Source organism: Streptomyces sp. NBC_01450, assembly GCF_036227505.1.
GTDB lineage: Bacteria > Actinomycetota > Actinomycetes > Streptomycetales > Streptomycetaceae > Streptomyces.
Genome location: NZ_CP109480.1, coordinates 3,029,721 through 3,050,490 on the forward strand (window position 1 = coordinate 3,029,721; position 20,770 = coordinate 3,050,490).

20 protein-coding genes are annotated in these 20,770 nt (G+C 71.2%); 15 read left to right on the forward strand and 5 right to left on the reverse strand.

Annotated features, from left to right (window positions below):
* From OG568_RS13700 to OG568_RS13710, 3 genes are all read left to right on the forward strand, one after another.
* Positions 1-924 carry a carbohydrate ABC transporter permease gene (locus OG568_RS13700; protein ID WP_329531721.1) on the forward strand — a complete coding sequence of 308 codons (924 nt, stop codon included), beginning with the start codon at positions 1-3 and terminating at the stop codon, positions 922-924.
* Positions 921-2,738 (forward strand): glycoside hydrolase family 43 protein, encoded by a 1,818-nt coding sequence (locus tag OG568_RS13705; protein ID WP_329531722.1) that lies wholly within the window; start codon positions 921-923, stop codon positions 2,736-2,738. Before OG568_RS13700 ends, OG568_RS13705 begins: the two co-directional genes overlap by 4 nt.
* A gap of 191 nt (positions 2,739-2,929) precedes the next feature.
* The gene (locus OG568_RS13710) at positions 2,930-3,976 is read left to right on the forward strand and encodes a LacI family DNA-binding transcriptional regulator (protein WP_329531723.1); all 1,047 of its coding nucleotides are present in this window, start codon (positions 2,930-2,932) and stop codon (positions 3,974-3,976) included.
* Here OG568_RS13710 and OG568_RS13715 read toward each other — a convergent pair.
* Positions 3,973-4,626 carry a ThuA domain-containing protein gene (locus tag OG568_RS13715; protein WP_329531724.1) on the reverse strand — a complete coding sequence of 218 codons (654 nt, stop codon included), beginning with the start codon at positions 4,624-4,626 and terminating at the stop codon, positions 3,973-3,975. The two genes, OG568_RS13710 and OG568_RS13715, sit on opposite strands and share 4 nt — an antisense overlap.
* A 137-nt stretch (positions 4,627-4,763) precedes the next feature.
* On the opposite strand from OG568_RS13715, the gene OG568_RS13720 reads away from it, so the two are divergent.
* A complete protein-coding gene (locus tag OG568_RS13720) occupies positions 4,764-5,162 on the forward strand; it encodes a VOC family protein (protein WP_329531725.1) in 399 nt (132 codons plus the stop codon).
* A gap of 21 nt (positions 5,163-5,183) precedes the next feature.
* Here the strand turns inward: OG568_RS13720 and OG568_RS13725 are convergent, their stop codons facing one another.
* The 4 genes from OG568_RS13725 to OG568_RS13740 all read right to left on the reverse strand — a co-directional run bounded on the left by OG568_RS13725 (position 5,184) and on the right by OG568_RS13740 (position 8,904).
* Positions 5,184-5,660 (reverse strand): hypothetical protein, encoded by a 477-nt coding sequence (locus tag OG568_RS13725; RefSeq protein WP_329531726.1) that lies wholly within the window; start codon positions 5,658-5,660, stop codon positions 5,184-5,186.
* Positions 5,661-6,031: 371 nt separating this feature from the next.
* Positions 6,032-6,718 carry a helix-turn-helix domain-containing protein gene (locus OG568_RS13730; protein ID WP_329531727.1) on the reverse strand — a complete coding sequence of 229 codons (687 nt, stop codon included), beginning with the start codon at positions 6,716-6,718 and terminating at the stop codon, positions 6,032-6,034.
* 10 nt (positions 6,719-6,728) lie between these two features.
* A complete protein-coding gene (locus tag OG568_RS13735) occupies positions 6,729-7,664 on the reverse strand; it encodes an AraC family transcriptional regulator (RefSeq protein WP_329531728.1) in 936 nt (311 codons plus the stop codon).
* A 76-nt stretch (positions 7,665-7,740) separates the two neighbouring features.
* On the reverse strand, positions 7,741-8,904 hold the full coding sequence (locus OG568_RS13740; protein ID WP_329531729.1) for a YihY/virulence factor BrkB family protein: 1,164 nt from the start codon (positions 8,902-8,904) through the stop codon (positions 7,741-7,743).
* A 17-nt stretch (positions 8,905-8,921) separates the two neighbouring features.
* On the opposite strand from OG568_RS13740, the gene OG568_RS13745 reads away from it, so the two are divergent.
* From OG568_RS13745 to OG568_RS13795, 11 genes are all read left to right on the forward strand, one after another.
* Positions 8,922-10,556: an acyl-CoA dehydrogenase family protein gene (locus OG568_RS13745; protein WP_329531730.1), complete on the forward strand. Its 1,635-nt coding sequence runs from the start codon at positions 8,922-8,924 to the stop codon at positions 10,554-10,556.
* 345 nt (positions 10,557-10,901) lie between these two features.
* Complete coding sequence (locus OG568_RS13750; RefSeq protein ID WP_329363089.1) at positions 10,902-12,308, forward strand: GAF domain-containing protein; 1,407 nt, start codon at positions 10,902-10,904, stop codon at positions 12,306-12,308.
* Positions 12,309-12,389: 81 nt separating this feature from the next.
* Positions 12,390-13,769: a hypothetical protein gene (locus OG568_RS13755; RefSeq protein WP_329531731.1), complete on the forward strand. Its 1,380-nt coding sequence runs from the start codon at positions 12,390-12,392 to the stop codon at positions 13,767-13,769.
* Positions 13,770-14,151: 382 nt separating this feature from the next.
* Positions 14,152-14,724, forward strand: coding sequence for a GNAT family N-acetyltransferase (locus tag OG568_RS13760; RefSeq protein WP_329531732.1), 573 nt, complete (start codon positions 14,152-14,154; stop codon positions 14,722-14,724).
* A 171-nt stretch (positions 14,725-14,895) separates the two neighbouring features.
* Positions 14,896-14,979, forward strand: coding sequence for a putative leader peptide (locus tag OG568_RS13765; protein WP_309486338.1), 84 nt, complete (start codon positions 14,896-14,898; stop codon positions 14,977-14,979).
* Between the two features lie 135 nt (positions 14,980-15,114).
* A complete protein-coding gene (locus tag OG568_RS13770; protein ID WP_266429569.1) occupies positions 15,115-16,809 on the forward strand; it encodes a nitrite/sulfite reductase in 1,695 nt (564 codons plus the stop codon).
* Positions 16,806-16,985, forward strand: coding sequence for a hypothetical protein (locus OG568_RS13775; RefSeq protein WP_079090235.1), 180 nt, complete (start codon positions 16,806-16,808; stop codon positions 16,983-16,985). The genes OG568_RS13770 and OG568_RS13775 overlap by 4 nt, the downstream gene beginning before the upstream one ends.
* Complete coding sequence (locus tag OG568_RS13780) at positions 16,982-17,746, forward strand: phosphoadenylyl-sulfate reductase (RefSeq protein ID WP_329531733.1); 765 nt, start codon at positions 16,982-16,984, stop codon at positions 17,744-17,746. Before OG568_RS13775 ends, OG568_RS13780 begins: the two co-directional genes overlap by 4 nt.
* The gene (cysC, locus tag OG568_RS13785; protein WP_329363098.1) at positions 17,743-18,315 is read left to right on the forward strand and encodes an adenylyl-sulfate kinase; all 573 of its coding nucleotides are present in this window, start codon (positions 17,743-17,745) and stop codon (positions 18,313-18,315) included. Before OG568_RS13780 ends, cysC begins: the two co-directional genes overlap by 4 nt.
* The gene (cysD, locus tag OG568_RS13790; protein WP_329531734.1) at positions 18,312-19,250 is read left to right on the forward strand and encodes a sulfate adenylyltransferase subunit CysD; all 939 of its coding nucleotides are present in this window, start codon (positions 18,312-18,314) and stop codon (positions 19,248-19,250) included. Before cysC ends, cysD begins: the two co-directional genes overlap by 4 nt.
* A 2-nt stretch (positions 19,251-19,252) precedes the next feature.
* Positions 19,253-20,608, forward strand: coding sequence for a sulfate adenylyltransferase subunit 1 (locus OG568_RS13795; protein WP_329531735.1), 1,356 nt, complete (start codon positions 19,253-19,255; stop codon positions 20,606-20,608).
* Positions 20,609-20,770 lie beyond the last annotated feature (162 nt).

Below are 20,770 nucleotides of genomic sequence, written 5' to 3' on the forward strand. Positions count from 1 at the left end.
ATGCTGACGCAACACCGGAGCCAACCCACCACCGAGCGGCCCCCCGCCCGTCCCGTCCGGCGGCTCACCCGCCCCGACGGCGCCTCCCGCGGGCGGGGTGGCCAGCGCTTCCTCCTGGTCGGTCTGATCCTGGCCAGCGCCTACAGCCTCTTCCCGGTGTGGTGGCTGATCGTCGCCGCCACCAAGGACCGGACCGGGCTGTACCAGAGCAACGGCCTGTGGTTCTCCGGCCTGCACCTGTGGGACAACCTGCACCAGCTGTTCACCTACGAGGACGGCATCTTCCTGCGCTGGACCGCCAACTCCTTCCTGTACGCGGGAGTCGGCTCCCTCGGCGGCACCCTGATCGCCCTCGCCACCGGATACGGCCTGGCCCGATTCGAGTTCCCGGGGCGGGGCGTGGTGTTCGCGTGCGTCGTGGGATCCTTCCTGATCCCGCTCGCCCTGCTGACCCTCCCCCTGTACCTGCTGTTCTCGCGGATCGGGCTGGTCGACACCCCGTGGGCCATGCTCATCCCCTGTCTGATCAACCCGTTCAGCGTGTACCTGGCCAAGGTCTATGCCGAGGCCACGATCCCCTTCGAACTCCTGGAGGCGGCCCGCCTCGACGGCGCCGGAGAGCTGCGGATCTTCTTCAGCATCGTGCTGCGGATGATGACGACAGGCGGCGCCACCGTGTTCCTGCTCGCCTTCGTCAACACCTGGAACGCGTTCTTCCTCCCGCTGACCGTGCTGCGCGGCGAGAAGAACTGGACCCTCAACATCGGCCTGTACAACTGGACCGGCAAACGGCTGGAGTCCGGCATCGACCTGACGAGCCTCGTCCTGACCGGCGCGCTGCTGTCCATCGTGCCGATGGCGATCATGATGGTCGCGATGCGCCGCTACTGGCGCACCGGCGTCACCCTGGGAGCCCTCAAATGACAGCGCCCCGGGCCGTGGCGCGCAATCCCGTCATCCGCGGCTTCGCCCCGGACCCCTCGCTGATCCGGGCCGGCGAGTGGTACTACGTGGCCACCAGCTCGTTCGAGTGGTTCCCCACCATCCCCCTCCACCGGTCCCGCGACCTGGCGCACTGGGAGTACGCGGGACATGTGCGGGGCGCGGTCCCGGGGAACTCGCTGGCGGGGGTTCCCGACTCGGGCGGCATCTGGGCGCCGTCGCTGAGCTGGGACGGCGAGCGGTTCTGGGTCGTCTACTCGATCGTGCGCTCGGTGGGCACCGCCTACTTCGACCTGGACACCTACGTCACCACCGCCACCGACGTGGCCGGGGAGTGGGCCGCCCCGCGCCGTGTCGGCAGCCATGGCTTCGACCCCGCGCTCTTCCACGACGAGGGACGGCTGTGGCTGCTCAACATGCAGAGCGACCACCGTCCCGGCGGCGAGCGCTTCGCGGGGATCGTGCTGAGCGAACTCGACCGCGACACCCTCACCCCGCTCGGCGACACACACCTGCTACTCCAGCACGAACGGCTCATCGAGGGCCCCAAGTTGTTGCGGCGCGACGGCTGGTACCTTCTCGTGCTCGCGGAGGGCGGCACGGGATTCGAGCACGGCGTGCTGGTGGCACGCAGCCGGACCATCACCGGCCCGTACGAGCTCGACGGCCGGGCCCTGCTGACGACCCGGGACGCCCCTGAAGCGCCGTTGCAGAAGGCCGGGCACGCGGAACTGGTCGAGACACCGGACGGCGAGTGGTTCATGACCCATCTGGCGGCCCGCCCGCTGCGGACCCCGGACGGACCCCGTTGCACCCTCGGCCGCGAGACCGCGATCCAGGCCGTGACCTGGGACGCGGACGGCTGGCCCCGGCTGCGCCAGGGCGGCCGACACCCGGCGGTCGAGGTCGACGTACCCGCTAGGCCCTGTCGTCAAATTCCCGTCTGCCCTGCGACGCCATGCACGCTCCCCCACTGCCTGAAGGGCGTGGGAGGTGCCCCCACTCGCCGCACCGGGCACAGACCCGAGTACATCCAGTACGAGGGTCTGTGCCCGGCACGCCGAGAGCACGCACCTGACGCCGCCGGGCCCGCCCTCTGGGCGGACGACGGGAATTTGACGACAGGACCTAGCCCCGGTCCACGGCCCCCGGCTGCCGGACCCGGGACCGACGCGCTGTCCTGGCCGTGGAGCACCCTGCGCACATACCCGGATCCGTCCTGGGCCGACACCAGCGGCCGCCCCGGCTGGATCCGATTGCGCGGCCGTCAGGGCCCGGAGTCCCGGTGGGAGCAGAGCCTGCTCGCCCAGCGGATCACGGAGCACCACGCGGAGGCCGAGGTCACGGTCGAGGCCGCACCGCGCACCTTCACCCAGGCCGCGGGCCTGCTGCTGTGGTACGACACCGCGTCGTATCTCACGCTCGATCTGACCTGGGCCGAACTCGAGGGCGAGCCACAGCGCGGCCAGCAGTGGCAGGGCGCCGGCCGCACGGTGCTCAGTCTGTTGGAACGCGACGAGGAGGGCGCCCGGCAGGTCGCGGTCGCCGACATCGACGCGGGTGCTCCGGTCACCCTGGGCGTGACCGTCGACGGCGCCGACGCGCAGTTCTGGTACCTGCGGGACGGGGAGCGCACGCCGATCGGGCCGCCGCTCGACTTCAGCCGCCTGTCCGACGACTACGGATCCCGGCTGCGTTTCACCGGCGCGTTCGCCGGTATCCGCGCCCACGACCTCGTCGACGCCGCCTTCACCGCCGACTTCACCGGCTTCCGGCTCACCTGCACTCCCCGGTGACCTCCCGTCGGCGTTCGATGTTTCGAAAGTTTTGACCAGCATGATCCTGCGAATACCCGCCTCTTCACGCCCGTACGAAGGTGGGCTTACTGTAGGAAGCGCTTACCATGCGTCACTCGGTTCTCCTTGCGTGAGCAGCGCGACGCGAAACTTTCGACGGCCCTCGGGCGGGCCGGAGAGGCGGTTTCTCGATGGCCCCTACCGGGAGCGTGAGCACGGCGGTCGGACCCACCCTGGCGGTCGTCGCCCGCGCGGCCGGGGTGTCGGTGCCCACAGCGTCGAAGGTCGTCAACGGCCGGGAGGACGTGGCCCCGGAGACCCGTCGCCGCGTCACCGAGGCCCTCGACCGCCTCGGCTACGTCCGCAGACCCCGCTTCGAGGTGACAAAGCCTCCGGGGCTGGTCGACCTCGTGGTGCATTCGCTGGAGAGCTCCTGGTCGGGGGCGGTGCTGCACGGGGTGGAGGGCGCGGCGCACGACGCGGGCCTCGAGGTGGTGGTCTCGGCCGGCCTGACCCGGACCGGGGGCGGGCGCCCGGAGCGGGGCTGGCTGGACAAGCTCACCGCGCGCGGCTCGGCGGGCGTGCTGTTCAACCTGGCCGAGCTCACCCCGTCCCAGTACGCCTGGCTCGAGCGGCACCGCATCCCGTTCGTGATGATCGACCCGGTCCTCGAACCACCGCCCGGCGTGGTGTCGGTGGGCGCGGCCAACTGGCAGGGCGGGGTGCTGGCCACGGAGCACCTCCTCTCCCTCGGCCACGAGCGCATAGCCGTCATCGGTGGTCACCGCCGCAGGATGTGCGGCAACGCCCGGATCGCCGGCTACCGCTCGGCCCTCGCCTCGGCCGGGGTCAGGCATCGCCCCGAGTACGTCCGGCACGGCGGCTTCAGCGAGACCGGCGCCCATCGCCGCATGCGGGAACTCCTCGACCTGCCTGAACCGCCCACCGCCGTCTTCGTCTGCTCCGACAAGATGGCCTTAGGGGCCTACCAGGCCCTGTCCGAAAGGAAGTTGAGGGTCCCGGACGACATCAGCGTGGTGGGCTTCGACGACCTTCCCGAGTCCCGCTGGGCCACCCCGGCCCTCACCACCGTCCGCCAGCCGCTCTCCGAGATGGCGGCGACGGCGCTGCGCCTGCTGGTGCGCATGATGGCGGGCGACCAGCCGGAGGGCACACGTACGGAGCTGTCGACGCGTCTGGTGGAACGGGCGAGTACGGGCCCGGCACGGAGCTCTTAGAGACCGGCCGCCCACGTGATGCCGCCGAGCAGGTGCGCGCGGAAGCCGGGGTCCTCGTACGCCTGGGAGGCGTGCCCGAGCGCGGTGTAGAAGACCCTGCCCGCGCCCTGTTCCCGGCACCACACGAGGGGGTGGTCCGGCCCCATGCCCCCGCCCTCGTACGAGGTTTCGTCGGCGGAGGCGAGAACGCGGACCGTACCGCGCGGGCTGGCGCGGAAGTCGTACCACTCGTCGGTGAACTCCCAGACGGGCGGGAGGTGTTCGGTCGCCGGATGGCCGTGGTCCTCGACGAGCGCCTTGCCCGGCTGGTACTGCGGATGCCGGTCGAAGCGCGCGCCGAGGAGTTCGCCGTAGTACGGCCAGTCGTACTCGGTGCAGGCGGCGGCGTGCACTCCGACGAACCCGCCGCCGCCCTCGACGAACGCCGCGAGCCGGGTCCGCCCCCGCGGGGTCAGCACGTCCCCGCTGGTGGAGAGGAAGACGACCGCCGCGTACGGGTCGAGGGGCGTCTCGAAGGCGCCGGGGTCCTCGGTGGCGTCGACGGCGAACCCGTGTGCCGCGCCCAGCGACCGTACGGCGGTGACGGCGTCCGGGATGGAGTCGTGCCGGTAGGCGGTGGTACGGGTGTAGACGAGAACGCGGGTGGTCATGTGCGCGAGCCTATGCGGGCGGCGGCGCCCGCCCCAACGCCCCGTCGGCTGCGAAAATTTCGGATTCCGCCCGCCCTCGGAGGAACTCTGTCCGATTCGTTCAAGACTCGCTCCCGCCCCCTGCCTACGGTGACCCCATGACTCCACGATTCGCCGTGATCGGCCTGGTCGCCTCCGACATGGCCGCCACGCTCGCCTTCTACCGCCGCCTCGGGCTCGTCTTCCCCGAGGGCTCCGAGGACCAGCCGCACGTCGAGGCCGAACTGCCCGGCGGGCCCCGGCTGGCGATCGACACCGAGGAGACGATCCGGTCGTTCCACGCGGGGTGGCGACCGCCGGCCGACGGGGGCGGCCGGGTCTCGCTCGCCTTCGGCTGTGACAGTCCGGCGGAGGTGGACGCCGTGTACGCGGACCTGATCGGCGCCGGGTACCACGGCGAGCTCAAACCGTGGGACGCCTTCTGGGGGATGCGGTACGCCGTCGTGCACGACCCGGACGGCAACGGCGTCGACCTGTTCGCCCGGCTCCCCGAGTAGAGGGCCCACCGACCGGGGGTCCTACGAGCGTGGGTTCACCAGCGCCGGGCAGAAGTTCCACAGCTCCACCCCGGCTCTGATCAGCTCCAGCACCGCGCGTTGTTCGTCGGGAGTCCACGCGGCCCCTTCGCGGGCTGCTCCGAACAGCTTCTCGTAGGCGCTGTTGTGGAGTGCTCCCTGCCGCGGCAACCGGTCGACCGCGTCGAGGCCCCGGGCCAGGTCCTCGAAGAAGTTCCACGCCTCCAGCACCGCGCCGAGTGGGGCCCTTCGGCGCTCCGGGTCCGCCAGCCAGTGCTGGACGCGGCCGAGGTCCAGCGTGTTCACCTCGGTGGTGGCCGGCTCCTGGCCTCGTCGCCTCGCATACAGCCGGGCCTGCCGGACCGTCACGAACACGGGAACGTAACGGCGGCCGGCTTCCGGCACCGTGAGCACGCGGTCCGGTTCGTCGCCCCGCCCGCCGATCCACAGCACGACGGCACTGCGTTCGCGTCCGCGCACCCGGTACCCGTAGAGGCTCCGCCCTGCTGGAGCAAGGCCGCCGGTCCTACGTTCGTCTGCCGTGTCGATTCCCATGACACGCCCCACAGTGACAGGGCCCACAGAATCCGTCGCGGGGTTTTCGCCCGTGCGGGCGGCATCGCTAGTGCCGCGGCAGGCAACGTTTGCCCGTCAAGGAGCGGCGTCCGGTGCGTGCTCTGGGGGTCCCCCCGGCCGAAGGCTGGGGGAGTGCCGGCCGGAAGGCCTCGTCGACGGACCGGACGTACTTGGGCTTTCGGCCGGTGCGGCGAGTGGGGGCACCGCCCACGCCCTTGAGGCAGTGGGGGAGCGTGCCGGGCGTCGCGACGGGGCGAACGTTGCCTGTCGCGGCACTAGGAACGGGCGAGCAGTTCCCCCAGTGGCGCGCCCGCCAGCGCCCGCATTTCCCGCGCAAGGTGGGCCTGATCGGCGAATCCGGAGCGGGTCGCCGTCTCCGCGAAGGGGAGCCCGGAGCGCGCGAGGGCGAGCGCCCGTTGCAGGCGCAGGACGCGGGCGAGGGTCTTGGGGCCGTAGCCGAAGGCGGTCAGCGAGCGGCGGTGCAACTGGCGTGCGCTCAGGCCGAGCCGGTCGGCCGTCGCCGCGATCGACCGGCCCGCGTCCAGGGCCGTGACGACCTCCCGCAGCAGCGGGTCGGGGGGCTCGACGGCTGCCGCCCGGTCCAGTGCCACCTGCTCCAGCGCGGTCACCGGGTCGACGGCCGCGGCGACACGCGCGGTGAGGCGCCGTACCTCCGAGGCGGGCCAGAGGTCCGCCAGGCCGACGCGCAGGTCACGGAGTTCGTGGGCGGGTACGCCGAGGAACGTCGGCCCCGTGCCGGGGTAGAAGCGGACGCCCGCCCAGCGTCCGGTGGTGGATTCGGCAGCGTACGCGTGGGTGTCGGGCCCGGCGACCAGCAGCCGTCCCTCGTTCCAGAGCAGGTCCATGCAGCCGTCGGGGAGCACGGCCCCCACCGTGGAACCGGAGGCTCCGCGGGACCACACGACGGCGCCCGCCAACCGGGACGCCCGCTCCACGTACACGTGCGTCAGGCTACGCCGCGCGCGTCCGGTGCTCCTGCGGGCTGACTCCGTACACCCGTTTGAAGGCACTGGACAGGGCGAACGCGCTGCCGTAGCCGACGTGGCGGGCGATCGCCTCGAGGGTGTCGTCCGTTTCGCGCAGCCGGTCGGCGGCGAGGGCGAGGCGCCAGCCGGTGAGGTACGTCATCGGAGGCTCGCCCACGAGTTCGCCGAAGCGGCGGGCCAGCGCGGCCCTGGACACTCCGGCCTGCGTGGCGAGCGTCGCCACCGTCCAGGGGTGTGCCGGTTCGTCCTGGAGAAGCCGCAGCACCCGGCCGACGACGGGGTCCGCGAGCGCCCGGTACCAGGCGGGGGTGGCGGCCTCCGGTCGGGAGAACCAGGCGCGCAGCGCGGCGATCATGAGGAGGTCGAGGAGTCGGTCCAGGACCACCTCCTGGCCGGGCTCGTCGCGGACGATCTCCTCGGCGAGGATCGGGGTGAGCGGGCAGTCCCACACGTCCGGGGTCAGGGAGAGCATCGGCGGCAGGGCGTCGAGCAGTCTGCCGTTGACCTCGCCGCACATCATGTACGTCCCGATCAGCAGCACCGTGGAGCCGTCGAGCCGGTCGCCCCAGGTGCGGACGTCCAGGTCCCACCGGCCTTTCAGGGACCGCCCGTCGGGGTAGGTGCACTCGCCGCCCGGCAGGATCATCGCCTGCGGCGGGGTCTCCGGGTCGTCCGCGCAGGTGTACGGGTCCGGGCCGCGGGCGATCGCGAGGTCACCGGCCCGTAGGAGCAGGCGCTCGCCCTCGTCCGGGACGACCCAGGCCTCGCCCCGCACCACGAGCATGATCGTGAGGGGGGCGCGGTCCTCGACGCGTACGCACCAGGGCGGATCGAAGCACGCCCGGATCATGAAGGCGCCGCGTGCCCGGGGGCCCTCCAGCAGGCCGGCGAGTGCGTCCATGGCGTCAGCGTAGACGTCCCCGGGGAACTGTCGTAGACGTCCGGCTGCCCGTGCCCCTGACGGGGCGCGGGTCGTCCTACTCCTGTGCGGCGTGGTCGTCGTCGTTGTTCTTGCGGGGGTGGTGGGTGCTCTTCACGTGGGTGCGCAGGCGGGAGGTCACGTCCTCCGGGGGGAGGAAGCGGGACCAGCGTTCCGGGAACTCGGAGGGCATGTCCGGGTCGTCGGGGTCGGGCTCGGCGGCGCGGGAGGCGGCGGCGCGGGCGACGTACTCGGCGGCCTGCTCCTGGCGCAGGCGCTCGTTCGCGGCGCGGGCCGCGGCCGTGGCGGCGGCCGGCCAGACCCGGTCGATGGCGGCGTTGACCGCGGCGCCGACGAGGACGGCGAACGCGGACACGCCGATCCACAGGAGGACGGCCACGGGGGCGGCCAGTGAGCCGTAGATCGTCGGGCCCTCGACCGTACTGGTCAGGTAGATACGGAGGAGGAAGCTGCCGACGACCCACATGGCGAGGGCGACCAGGGCGCCCGGCACGTCCTCGACCCAGGGTGAGCGGACCGGCACCGACACGTGGTACAGCGTGGTCAGGAAGACGACCGAGAGCACGATGACGACAGGCCAGTACAGGATTTGTACGAGCGTCGCCGACCACGGCACGATCTGCACCACCGCGTCCGGGCCCGCGACCATCAGCGGCAGCGCGATCGAGCCGATCAGCAGCGCCACGATGAACAGCAGGAACGACATCACGCGGGTCGCCACGATCCCCCGGGTGCCGTCGAGGCCGTACATCACGGTGATGGTGTCGACGAAGACGTTCACCGCACGCGAGCCCGACCACAGGGCGAAGAGGAAGCCGATGGAGATGATGTCCGGCCGGCCGCCCTTCATCACGTCGTGAAGGATCGGTTCGGCGATCTGGTGGACGCCCTTGTCGGTGAGGACCGTGCGGGCGGCCTCCAGAATGTTGGACTCCAGGCTCGCGATCGAGTGCGCGCCGGTCCAGTCGTCCACGTAGCCGAGCAGTCCGATGAGGCTCAGCAGCAGGGGCGGCACGGACAGGAGCGTGAAGAAGGCGGCCTCGGCCGCCAGCCCCAGGATCCGGTACTCCATGCAGGAGTTGACGGTGTCCTTGAGCAGCAGCCAGGCGGTCCTGCGCTTCGACACGTTCCTGTACAGCGCGCGAGCGCGGTGGAAGCGGCCCGAGGAAGGCCGTTCGGGTGTTTCTTTTGCCTGGTGCACGTCCTTACCGTATCCGTATGGCAGCCAGCACCCACACCGTGACCAACCAGGCTCCGCCCCTGGTCGGATATGACGTCTTTGCCGCTGATCGCGCCCTCACGGAGGCGCTCGAGCGGCATCTGGATCCAGGGCTTCTCGACGAGGCGCGCGAGGAGCTGTCCCTGCTCGGGCGTACGACGGGCTCCGCGCAGGTGCAGGAGTGGGGGGTGCTGGCCAACGAGAACCCGCCGAAGCTGCGCACCCATGACCGCTACGGCAACCGCATCGACGAGGTCGAGTTCCATCCCGCCTGGCACCGACTGCTCGGCAAGGGCGTCTCGGCCGGGCTGACGGCGGCCTGGAGCCGTCCCGGCGGTCACCTCAGGCGCGCGGCCGGCTTCGTCGTGTGGTCGCAGGCCGAGGCGGGTCACGGCTGCCCGCTGTCGATGACCCACGCGGCGGTGCCCGCCCTGCGTACCGACCCGGAGCTCGCCGCCCTCTGGGAGCCGCTGCTCACGTCCACCGTCTACGACCAGGGGCTGCGGCCCGCCTCCCAGAAGGCCGGTGTGCTCTTCGGGATGGGCATGACGGAGAAGCAGGGCGGCAGTGACGTACGGGCGAACAGGACCGGGGCACGGCCGCTCGCCGAGGACGGGACGTATGAGCTGACCGGGCACAAATGGTTCTGTTCGGCGCCGATGTCGGACGGGTTCCTGGTGCTGGCGCAGGCCCCGGGCGGGCTGACCTGCTTCCTGGTGCCGCGGGTACTGGAGGACGGGACCCGCAACGTGTTCCGCATCCAGCGGCTCAAGGACAAGCTCGGCAACAAGTCGAACGCGTCGAGCGAGGTCGAGTTCGACGGGACCTGGGCGCGCCGGGTCGGGGACGAGGGGCGCGGGGTGCGCACCATCATCGAGATGGTCGCGGTGACCCGGCTGGACTGTGTGCTCGGCGCCGCCGCCGTCATGCGGCAGGCCGTCGCGCAGGCCGTGCACCACTGCACCTACCGGGAGGCCTTCGGCGGCAGGCTGATCGACAAGCCGCTGATGCGCAATGTGCTGGCGGACCTGGCGCTGGAGTCGGAGGCGGCGACGACGCTGGCGATGCGCCTCGCGGCGGCGTACGACGACGGCGGCGAGGACGAGCGGGCGTTCCTGCGGCTCGCGGTGCCGGCCGCGAAGTACTGGGTGACCAAGCGCTGCACCCCGGTGGCGGTGGAGGCGCTGGAGTGTCTGGGCGGCAACGGGTACGTGGAGGAGTCCGGCATGCCGCGGCTGCTGCGCGAGTCGCCGCTCAACTCCATCTGGGAGGGCGCGGGCAATGTGCAGGCCCTCGACCTGCTGCGGGCGATCCAGCGGGAGCCGCAGGCGCTGAACGCGTTCCTGAAGGAGGTCGGCCGGGCCCGTGGCGCCGACCACCGGCTGGACGGCGCGATCAAGAACCTGCTGGGCGAGCTCGCCGACCTGGACGGTATCGAGGGCCGCGGGCGCAGGCTCGCGGAGCGTGTCGCGCTGGTGCTGCAGGGGTCGCTGCTCGTTCAGTACGCGCCCCCGGAGGTCGCCGACGCGTTCTGTGCCTCACGGCTGGGCGGCGACTGGGGCTCGGCCTTCGGCACCCTGCCGCACAGTCTGGATCTGGCCACGGTGGTGGAACGGGCCCGACCGGTTTCCTGAGCCGGTCCCCGCACCGGGTGGCGCGGGGGTGGTGCTGCGCCGACACGGCACCACCCCCGCTCTCCGGCCCCGTTGTGAGGAGCGCGAACGCCGCACGGGCGGCGTTGCTCAAGTTTCCGACCCCGTACGGCTGTTCGCCAGGGTTGCAGGGGGTTGCAACTTTTCGGGCTTCTGTGGCCGGACTGTGTCCCTCCGTCGGCGCCGGGCGGCACTATGAGAACAACGGTCAATGAGAACCGCGGTCAGTACCGGCCGGGGGACCCGTGGCGCCATGGCCGAAAAGGGCCGAGCGATCGGTTGTCCACCGAGGAGCGGGGCCCGTCCGGGGCGGATGGGGAGGATCCAGTGGCGCACTCGCCGATCGACGTGACGCGGCTCGCCGCTCTGGACGCCGCCCAGGCGGCCCGCGTACTGAGCGACGTGCGCGACGCCGCGCTCGCCGGACAGCCCGGCCGCCTCGCGCCGCGCCCGGTGATCGAGCAGTCCTGGGAGCGCATGCTGCGCGGCGGAGTCGACCCCGACCACGACTTCCGGGCCGGGCTGCTGGTCCGCGACGAGGTCGAGCGGCGGCGCCAGACCTCACAGCTGCGGCATGTCCTGCCGGTGCTGCGCGAGGGCCTGCTCTCGGTCGCGGACGTCGCGCACCACATCATGGTGATCGCGGACGCGGAGGGCCGGGTGCTCTGGCGGGAGGGCAGCGCGTCCGTACTGCGCAAGGCCGACGGGTTCGGCTTCGAACTCGGGGCGGACTGGCGCGAGGGCGTGGTCGGTACGAACGGTGTGGGGACCCCGCTGGTCGCCCGGCGCCCCGTCCAGGTCTTCTCCGCCGAGCACTTCGTGCGCACCCACCACTCGTGGACCTGCACCGGCGCTCCCATCACCGACCCGCGCGACGGCAGTCTGATCGGCGTCGTGGACGTGAGCGGGCCGCTGGACACCCTGCACCCGGCGACGCTCGCCCTGGTCGGCTCGGTGGCCAAGCTCGCCGAGGCGCGGCTGCGCGAGCGGCACCTGGCCTCGCTGGAGGGTCTGCGCGCGGTGGCGGCGCCGGTGCTCGCCCGGCTCGGCGGGCGCGCCCTCGCCGTGGACCAGGACGGCTGGACGGCCGCGGTCACCGGAATGCCGTACACCGGACGGCTCGCGCTGCCCAAGGCGATCGCTCCCGGGCGGAGTTGGCTGCCGACCCTCGGGCTGTGCGTGGTGGAGCCGCTGCCCGGCGGCTGGCTGGTGAGGGCCGCCGACGAGCCGGAGCCCAGGCGGGCCGCGCGCATCGTCCTGGACCTGGCGCACCCGCGGCGCTCCTCGGTGACCGTCTCGTCCGAAGCGGGCTCCTGGTGCCACGAACTGAGCCCCCGGCATGCCGAGTTGCTCTACCTTCTGGCCGTCCGCCCCGCCGGGCGCAGCGCCTCCGGGCTCGCCGACGACCTGTTCGACGATCCCGGCCGTACGGTGACGGTGCGGGCCGAGATGTCGCGCGTACGGCGGTATCTCGGGGCTTTTCTGGAACACCGGCCGTATCGTTTCTGCGAGGACGCGGAGGTCGAGTTGGTCCTCCCGGAGGACCTCCGGAACCTGCTCCCCCACTCGACGGCGCCCGCGGTACGCAGGGCGCGCGAACCCGGGGCCCCTTGTACCGCACCGGGGCCGGACGCGTCACCCGACCGGCCGAATATGCCCCTTGCGAGAGGCAAGGAGCGTATTTCGGGACCGTCTTCCGGGGTCTTCGACCAGGCACGTGGCTCTCTGACGTAGCATCCCCTCACAGGCCACCCCACCCGTCTCTCCGTCAACGTTCTGATCATGAGGGGCAGTTGGCCTTCCTCGGGAGGACGCATGAAGCACCGCGGCAGACACCGTCGTAGGCGAAGGGGACAGGCGCTGCGCGCCACACTGGCCGGAACCGCCCTCGCGCTCACCGCGGCCGCCACGCTGATCAGCACCTCCCAGGCCACCGGCAGCAACAGTCCGGGCGCACTGACCCCGCTCACCTCGGCCTCCGAGACCAGCAGGCTCCAACTCCACGAGAACCTGGTCGCCGCGGACACCCTCACCACGCTCAGCCGGAACATGGGCGGGAACGTCGGGGTCTCCGGCGTACTGGCGAGCGCCGACCACACGATGCGCGACGAGGCCGACTGCTCCGGGACCGAGCGGGCCGCGCTGCCGCTCGAACCGGTCGCCACGCGCGCCTACTGCTGGGCCGCGGACGACGCGGGAACCCAGCGGTGGGCACCCGCCTCCGTCACCACCTCCGGTGACGCCGACGACGACGGCCAGTGGGGCGACCAGCGGGTCATCCTGGCGGGCTGGAGCCATGACGACCAGGCCACGGGTTCCTCCGACGCGGACCGGGGCCTGGCCCGGATCGCCTTCATCGACGCCACCGACCCGGCGGCCCTCAGATACCGCTGGGTGCTGCTGGTCGCCCCGCGCGACGGCGGCAAGGACTTCGGCGCGGTCCGCTCGCGGATGAGCGGCATGGTCTGGTACCAGGGCAAGCTGATCGTCACCGCGCAGAACGGCGCGGGGCAGGACGACTCCCTGCTCGTCTTCGACCTGCACCACCTCCTCAAGGCGGGCGTGAACAGCGGAGCCGTCGGCAAGGTGCGCGGCGGCTACTCCGCGGACGGCTACCAGTACGTGCTGCCCGCCGTCGGCTCCTACAGCCCGGCGGGCGGCACCTGCGGCTCGGGCGAGGCCCGGGCGAACCCCTGTTTCGGATCCCTCTCGCTGGACCGCACCTCGACACCGGACAGCCTGGTCGCCACGGAGGCGGCGCCGGCCGACGGCACGGAGCGCACCCGGATCTGGCGGTACTCGTACAGCACCGTCGCCGGCCGGGCGGGGCTGCTCGGCAGCGACTCCCTGGGGCGTGTCGACGCGCGCGAGGCCTACACGACCAAGGCCGCCGGGCTCTCGGGCGTCCTCTCGTACACGCCGGCCGGGGCGCGCAAGGCCGACTGGTACGTCGGCCACACCCCCGCCAGCGGCGGCCGGCACGGCACGCTGTGGCGTCAGAGCGGCAGCGGTGCCGAGGCGGTCCAGTGCACGGGGGACCAGTCCTACGCCTGCTGGGGCCAGCACACCGCGTCCCTGTCCTACTGGCAGGACACCGGCGAACTGTGGACCCTCACGGGTGCGGACCCCGACACGGTGCCGGAGCGGGTCCTGTACGCGGTCCCGTTGACGGCGGTGGACAAGTCCCTGGGCTAGGAGAGTCCCCGGGGGGTCTCCGCCCCCGCCGCCCCTACCCGTCCCATCCTCAACCTGGGGGCTCCGCCCCCAGCCCCCCCGATCGGCCTGAACGGCCTCGTCCTCAAACGCCGGACAGGCTGAAGATGCGCGCCAGCACTTCTGAGGAGGCGCGGAAAGATGCGGGGCGAAGCCCCCGCCCGAGGGGCGCGGGGAACTGCGCGACCAGCCCCCACCCACCCGCAGCCAAACGAATGAGGCGGGCGGGGGATCCGGGGCACAGCCCCGGCCTCAGGGGCGCGGGGAACTGCGCGAACGGCCCCCATCCACCCGCAGCCGAAGAACCCCCTGCGATCCAGCCCCGCTTTGGAGCGGGGCGTGAGCCCGTGGTTCCCTGGCCCTCATGAGCAACGTCACTGTGACCACCTGGTCCCTGGAGCAGACCGCACCGAGCGACCTGCTCCCCGCGATCACGCCCGACGGGGACGTCCGGATCGTGCGCTCCGAAGTCCCCTCCCCCGAGTTCAGCCGCTTCCTGTACGCCTCCGTAGGCGGAGACATCCGCTGGACCGACCGGCTGAGCTGGACGTACGCGCAGTGGCAAGAGGTCCTGGAGCGCCCCGGCGGGGAGACCTGGGTCGCCTACGACCGGGGGACGCCCGCGGGCTACGTCGAGCTGGACCCGCAGGACGACGGCGTCGTGGAGGTCGCGTACTTCGGGCTGATCCCCGCCTTCCGGGGCCGCCGGATCGGCGGGCACCTGCTCTCGTACGGCGTCGCACGCGCCTGGGACCTGGCCGAGCGCTGGCCCGGGCGGGCCGAGACGAAGCGTGTCTGGCTGCATACATGCAGCAAGGACGGGGAGCACGCGATGGACAACTACCTGCGCCGCGGCTTCAAGCTCTTCGACACCAAGGTGGAGGAGGAGCCGGAGGTCGCCGCACCCGGGCCCTGGCCGGGCGCACGAGCGGTCTGACCTGCCGTGGGCCGTCCCTCGGCCCGTCATCGGACGGTCGCCGGGCGGCCGGATCTCCATTTCTGCCCAGCCGTGTGACCGACAACACCATCGTCTCACCATTCAGGACACGGGTGTCCACATGATGGATGATGGTGGACTGGTCCGAGATCCCCGTGACACGCTTCCGTCATGTCTGGAACTGGAATTGCCTTGGTGAGTCGGCGGCACGTCGACCTCGGCCGCATGTCCAGCGCCATCTGTCCGGCGAGCTGACACCCCCGGCCCAGCCGACATTCTCCCTTTTGCCTCCCTCTGCGCAATGACGCGCGCGTACTTCCGTATGCGCCCATATGCGCAGATGAGAGCCGCTCTCCTTCCTGTCCCGCAGTCCCGAAGGACGTATCAACCATGGCCGCCACCCCGCAGAATCCCGCCGCCGCGCCCCGCCGCAAGGTGAGTCGTCACCGCGGCGAGGGTCAGTGGGCCGTGGGTCACTTCACCCCGCTCAACGGAAACGAGCAGTTCAAGAAGGACGACGACGGTCTCAATGTGCGGACACGCATTGAGACGATCTACTCGAAGCGCGGCTTCGACTCGATCGACCCCAACGACCTTCGTGGACGGATGCGCTGGTGGGGGCTGTACACCCAGCGCAAGCCCGGGATCGACGGCGGCAAGACCGCGATCCTGGAGCCGGAGGAGCTGGACGACAAGTACTTCATGCTGCGCGTCCGCATCGACGGCGGCCGGCTGACCACCGACCAGCTGCGCGTCATCGGCGAGATCTCGCAGGAGTTCGCGCGCGGTACCGCCGACCTCACCGACCGCCAGAACGTGCAGTACCACTGGATCCGTATCGAGGACGTCCCCGAGATCTGGAACCGGCTCGAAGCGGTCGGACTGTCCACGACCGAGGCCTGCGGTGACACGCCCCGCGTCATCCTCGGCTCGCCCGTCGCCGGCATCGCCGAGGACGAGATCATCGACGGCACCCCGGCCATCGACGAGATCCACCGCCGGATCGTCGGCAACAAGGACTTCTCGAACCTGCCCCGCAAGTTCAAGACCGCGATCTCCGGCTCGCCGCTGCTCGACGTGGCCCACGAGATCAACGACGTCGCGTTCGTCGGCGTGAACCACCCGGAGCACGGCCCCGGCTTCGACCTCTGGGTCGGCGGCGGCCTCTCCACCAACCCGAAGATCGGCCAGCGCCTCGGCGCCTGGGTCCCGCTCGACGAGGTCCCGGACGTCCACGTGGGCGTCCTCTCGATCTTCCGCGACTACGGCTACCGGCGCCTGCGCACCCGCGCCCGTCTGAAGTTCCTGGTCGCCGACTGGGGCGTCGAGAAGTTCCGCCAGATCCTGGAGGACGAGTACCTCAAGCGGAAGCTGGTCGACGGCCCGGCCCCCGACCAGCCGGTCGCCCGCTGGCGCGATCACGTCGGTGTGCACCGCCAGCAGGACGGTAACTTCTACGTCGGCTTCGCGCCGCGCGTCGGCCGTGTGGACGGCACCACCCTCACGAAGATCGCCGAGCTGGCCGCGGCACACGGCTCGGGCCGGCTGCGCACCACCGTCGAGCAGAAGATGATCGTGCTCGATGTGACGGAGGACCAGGTCGACTCGCTGGTGGAGGGCCTCGAAGCCCTCGACCTGACCGTCAAGCCCTCCACCTTCCGGCGCGGCACGATGGCCTGCACGGGCATCGAGTACTGCAAGCTCGCGATCGTCGAGACCAAGGCGCGCGGTGCTTCCCTGATCGACGAACTCGAGCGCCGTATCCCCGAGTTCGACGAGCCCATCACCATCAACATCAACGGCTGCCCGAACGCCTGCGCCCGTATCCAGGTCGCGGACATCGGCCTCAAGGGCCAGCTGGTCCTCAACGACCAGGGCGAGCAGGTCGAGGGCTTCCAGGTGCACCTGGGCGGCGCCCTCGGCCTGGAGGCCGGCTTCGGCCGCAAGGTCCGTGGCCTGAAGGTCACCTCGGACGAACTGCCCGACTACATCGAGCGGGTCCTCAAGCGCTTCCAGGCGGAGCGCGAGGACGACGAGCGCTTCGCCACCTGGGCCGCCCGTGCGAGCGAGGAGTCGCTGTCGTGAGCGAACGAGCGGCTCCCTTCTACTGCCCCTACTGCGGCGACGAAGACCTCCGTCCGAGCGAGCAGGGCCACGGCGCGTGGGAATGCGCGGCGTGCAACCGAGCCTTCCAGTTGAAGTTCCTCGGGCTGCTTGCCCGTGGGGTTCAGCGCAACGAAGGTGGAGGGGACGAGATATGACGACGATTCAGAAGGACCGGGAAGATCGGGAAGACCGGGAAGGTCCGGAAGATCGGGAAGGCCGTACGGCCGAGGACCTGAAGCTGCTCGCCGAGCAGGCGGGGCGCGACCTCGAGGACTCCTCGGCTCTGGAGATCCTCCAGTGGGCCGTCCAGACCTTCGGCAAGACGTTCTGTGTGACCTCCTCCATGGAGGACGCGGTCGTCGCCCACCTCGCCTCCCGCGCCCAGCCCGGGGACAGCCAAGTCGACGTGGTCTTCCTCGACACCGGCTACCACTTCCCCGAGACCATCGGCACCCGGGACGCGGTCGAGGCCGTGATGGACGTCAACGTCATCACCCTCACCCCGCGCCGGACCGTCGCCGAGCAGGACGCCGAGTACGGGCCCAAGCTGCACGACCGCGATCCCGACCTGTGCTGCGCCCTGCGCAAGGTCAAGCCCCTGGAAGAGGGCCTGACCAGGTACGACGCCTGGGCGACCGGACTGCGCCGCGACGAGTCCCCGACCCGGGCGAACACCCCGGTCGTCGGCTGGGACGAGAAGCGGCAGAAGGTCAAGATCTCGCCGATCGCCCGCTGGACGCAGGACGACGTGGACGCGTACGTCGCCGAGCACGGCGTGCTCACCAACCCCCTGCTGATGGACGGCTACGCCTCCGTCGGCTGCGCGCCCTGCACCCGCCGTGTGCTGGAGGGCGAGGACGCCCGCGCCGGACGCTGGGCGGGACGATCCAAGACCGAGTGCGGGCTGCACGGATGACCACGACCACCCAGATCTCCCAGGAGCAGCAAGTGACGACCGGAGCCACCGTCTGGCTCACGGGTCTGCCGAGTGCCGGCAAGACCACCATCGCGTACGAGCTGGCCGGCCGGCTGCGCGACGAGGGCCACCGTGTCGAGGTGCTCGACGGCGACGAGATCCGCGAGTTCCTCTCGTCGGGCCTCGGTTTCTCGCGCGAGGACCGCGACACGAACGTGCAGCGGATCGGTTTCCTCGCCGAGCTGCTCGCCCGCAACGGCGTGAAGGCGCTCGTCCCGGTGATCGCGCCGTACGCCGACAGCCGTGAGGCGGTCCGCGGGCGTCACCAGAGCGGCGGCACCCCCTACCTGGAGGTGCACGTGGCGACCCCGGTCGAGGTCTGCTCCGTACGCGATGTGAAGGGCCTCTACGCCAAGCAGGCCGCGGGGGAGATCTCGGGGCTGACCGGCGTGGACGACCCCTACGAGGAGCCCGCGTCGCCCGATCTGCGCATCGAGTCGCACACCCAGTCCGTGCAGGAGTCCGCGGCCGCGCTCCATGCGCTGCTCACCGAAAGGGGTCTCGCATGACGACCGTCGCCAGTGTCCCCGAGGAGACGGACAGCAGCCCGTACGCGCTGTCGCACTTGGACGCGTTGGAGTCCGAGGCCGTCCACATCTTCCGTGAGGTCGCGGGCGAGTTCGAACGGCCGGTGATCCTCTTCTCCGGCGGCAAGGACTCCATCGTCATGCTGCACCTCGCCCTGAAGGCCTTCGCCCCCGCAGCCATCCCCTTCACCCTGCTGCACGTCGACACCGGACACAACTTCCCCGAAGTCCTCGCCTACCGCGACCAGACCGTCGACAAGCACGGACTGCGACTGCACATCGCCTCCGTACAGGACTACATCGACCGCGGAGTCCTGCGCGAACGCCCCGACGGCACCCGCAACCCCCTGCAGACCCTGCCCCTCACCGAAAAGATCCAGTCCGAACGCTTCGACGCCGTCTTCGGCGGCGGACGCCGCGACGAGGAGAAGGCCCGCGCCAAAGAACGCGTCTTCTCCCTGCGCGACGAGTTCTCCCAGTGGGACCCCCGCCGACAGCGCCCCGAACTCTGGCAGCTCTACAACGGCCGCCACGCACCCGGCGAACACGTCCGCGTCTTCCCCCTCTCCAACTGGACCGAACTGGACGTCTGGCAGTACATCGCCCGCGAAGGCATCGAACTGCCCGACATCTACTTCGCGCACGAGCGTGAGGTCTTCCAGCGGTCGAACATGTGGCTGACCTCCGGCGAGTGGGGCGGCCCGAAGGACGGCGAGACGGTCGAGAAGCGGCTCGTCCGCTACCGGACCGTCGGCGACATGTCCTGCACGGGCGCCGTCGACTCCGACGCGACCACGCTGGACGCCGTGATCGCCGAGATCGCCGCCTCCCGGCTCACCGAGCGGGGCGCCACCCGCGCCGACGACAAGATGTCCGAGGCCGCGATGGAAGACCGCAAGCGCGAGGGGTACTTCTAGACATGACCAGCACCACCGAACCCACCGAGCCGCTGTCGGTCGAGCAGTTGTCGGCGACCACGCTCCTGCGCTTCGCGACCGCCGGTTCCGTCGACGACGGCAAGTCCACACTGGTCGGCCGTCTGCTGCACGACTCCAAGTCGGTCCTGACGGACCAGCTTGAGGCTGTGGAGCGGGTCTCGGCGAGCCGTGGCCAGGACACCCCCGACCTCGCCCTCCTCACCGACGGCCTGCGCGCCGAGCGCGAACAGGGCATCACCATCGACGTCGCCTACCGCTACTTCGCGACCGCGCGCCGCCGGTTCATCCTGGCCGACACCCCCGGGCATGTGCAGTACACCCGGAACATGGTCACCGGTGCCTCCACCGCCGACCTCGCCGTCGTCCTCGTCGACGCCCGCAACGGGGTCATCGAGCAGACCCGCCGGCACGCGGCCGTCGCCGCGCTGCTGCGCGTCCCGCACGTGGTCCTCGCCGTCAACAAGATGGACCTCGTCGAGTACAAGGAGTCCGTCTTCGCGGCGATCGCCGAGGAGTTCACGGCGTACGCCTCCGAGCTGGGCGTTCCCGAGATCACCGCGATCCCGATCTCGGCACTCGCCGGTGACAACGTGGTGGACGCCTCCGCGAACATGGACTGGTACGGCGGCCCGACGGTCCTGGAGCACCTGGAGACGGTCCCGGTCAGCCACGACCTGGGGCACTGCCACGCGCGTCTGCCCGTGCAGTACGTCATCCGCCCGCAGACCACCGAGCACCCGGACTACCGGGGATACGCCGGTCAGATCGCCGCCGGTACCTTCCGGGTCGGCGAGAGCGTGACCGTACTGCCCTCCGGGCGCTCGACGAAGGTCAGCGGGATCGACCTGCTGGGCAAGCCGGTCGACGTGGCGTGGACCCCGCAGTCGGTGACCCTCCTGCTGGAGGACGACATCGACATCTCGCGCGGCGACCTGATCGTGCCGAGCAAGGACGCGCCCCCGACCACGCAGGACGTCGAGGCGACCGTCTGCCACGTGGCCGACCAGCCGCTCACCGTCGGCCACCGCGTGCTGCTCAAGCACGGCACCCGCACGGTGAAGGCGATCGTCAAGGACATCCCGTCCCGGCTGACGCTGGACGACCTCTCGCTGCACCCGCACCCGGGTCAGCTGGTCGCCAACGACATCGGCCGCGTGAAGATCCGTACCGCCGAGCCGCTTCCGCTCGACTCGTACGCCGACTCCCGGCGCACCGGCGCGTTCATCCTGATCGACCCGGCGGACGGCACCACGCTGACCGCGGGCATGGTCGGCGAGTCGTTCGCCGCGCCGCAGCCGGTCAAGGACGAGGGCGACGAGGACGGGTGGGACTTCTGACATGACGTCAACCGACTTCTACTCCACGTTCGCCAAGGAGGGCGGCCGCGTCGGCAGCGGCGCCCTCGGCAGCGGGCAGGGCGGAGTGGCGCGATGTGCGGACTGACGTACGCGCACTGCCTGCGCGCCCCGTCCCCCCACCCGACGTCCCGGATGCGACGA

What these genes read in the sequence shown, in the direction of transcription:
- OG568_RS13735 (WP_329531728.1), bottom strand. Translation starts at nt 7,664, where the DNA reads ATGGACGCACTCGCCGGCCTGCTGGAGGGCCCCCGGGCACGCGGCGCC.
- OG568_RS13700 (WP_329531721.1), top strand. Translation starts at nt 1, where the DNA reads ATGCTGACGCAACACCGGAGCCAACCCACCACCGAGCGGCCCCCCGCC.
- OG568_RS13755 (WP_329531731.1), top strand. Translation starts at nt 12,390, where the DNA reads ATGAAGCACCGCGGCAGACACCGTCGTAGGCGAAGGGGACAGGCGCTG.
- OG568_RS13715 (WP_329531724.1), bottom strand. Translation starts at nt 4,626, where the DNA reads ATGACCACCCGCGTTCTCGTCTACACCCGTACCACCGCCTACCGGCAC.
- OG568_RS13720 (WP_329531725.1), top strand. Translation starts at nt 4,764, where the DNA reads ATGACTCCACGATTCGCCGTGATCGGCCTGGTCGCCTCCGACATGGCC.
- OG568_RS13705 (WP_329531722.1), top strand. Translation starts at nt 921, where the DNA reads ATGACAGCGCCCCGGGCCGTGGCGCGCAATCCCGTCATCCGCGGCTTC.
- OG568_RS13770 (WP_266429569.1), top strand. Translation starts at nt 15,115, where the DNA reads ATGGCCGCCACCCCGCAGAATCCCGCCGCCGCGCCCCGCCGCAAGGTG.
- OG568_RS13795 (WP_329531735.1), top strand. Translation starts at nt 19,253, where the DNA reads ATGACCAGCACCACCGAACCCACCGAGCCGCTGTCGGTCGAGCAGTTG.
- OG568_RS13710 (WP_329531723.1), top strand. Translation starts at nt 2,930, where the DNA reads ATGGCCCCTACCGGGAGCGTGAGCACGGCGGTCGGACCCACCCTGGCG.
- OG568_RS13765 (WP_309486338.1), top strand. Translation starts at nt 14,896, where the DNA reads ATGTCTGGAACTGGAATTGCCTTGGTGAGTCGGCGGCACGTCGACCTC.
- OG568_RS13745 (WP_329531730.1), top strand. Translation starts at nt 8,922, where the DNA reads ATGGCAGCCAGCACCCACACCGTGACCAACCAGGCTCCGCCCCTGGTC.
- OG568_RS13780 (WP_329531733.1), top strand. Translation starts at nt 16,982, where the DNA reads ATGACGACGATTCAGAAGGACCGGGAAGATCGGGAAGACCGGGAAGGT.
- cysC (WP_329363098.1), top strand. Translation starts at nt 17,743, where the DNA reads ATGACCACGACCACCCAGATCTCCCAGGAGCAGCAAGTGACGACCGGA.
- cysD (WP_329531734.1), top strand. Translation starts at nt 18,312, where the DNA reads ATGACGACCGTCGCCAGTGTCCCCGAGGAGACGGACAGCAGCCCGTAC.
- OG568_RS13760 (WP_329531732.1), top strand. Translation starts at nt 14,152, where the DNA reads ATGAGCAACGTCACTGTGACCACCTGGTCCCTGGAGCAGACCGCACCG.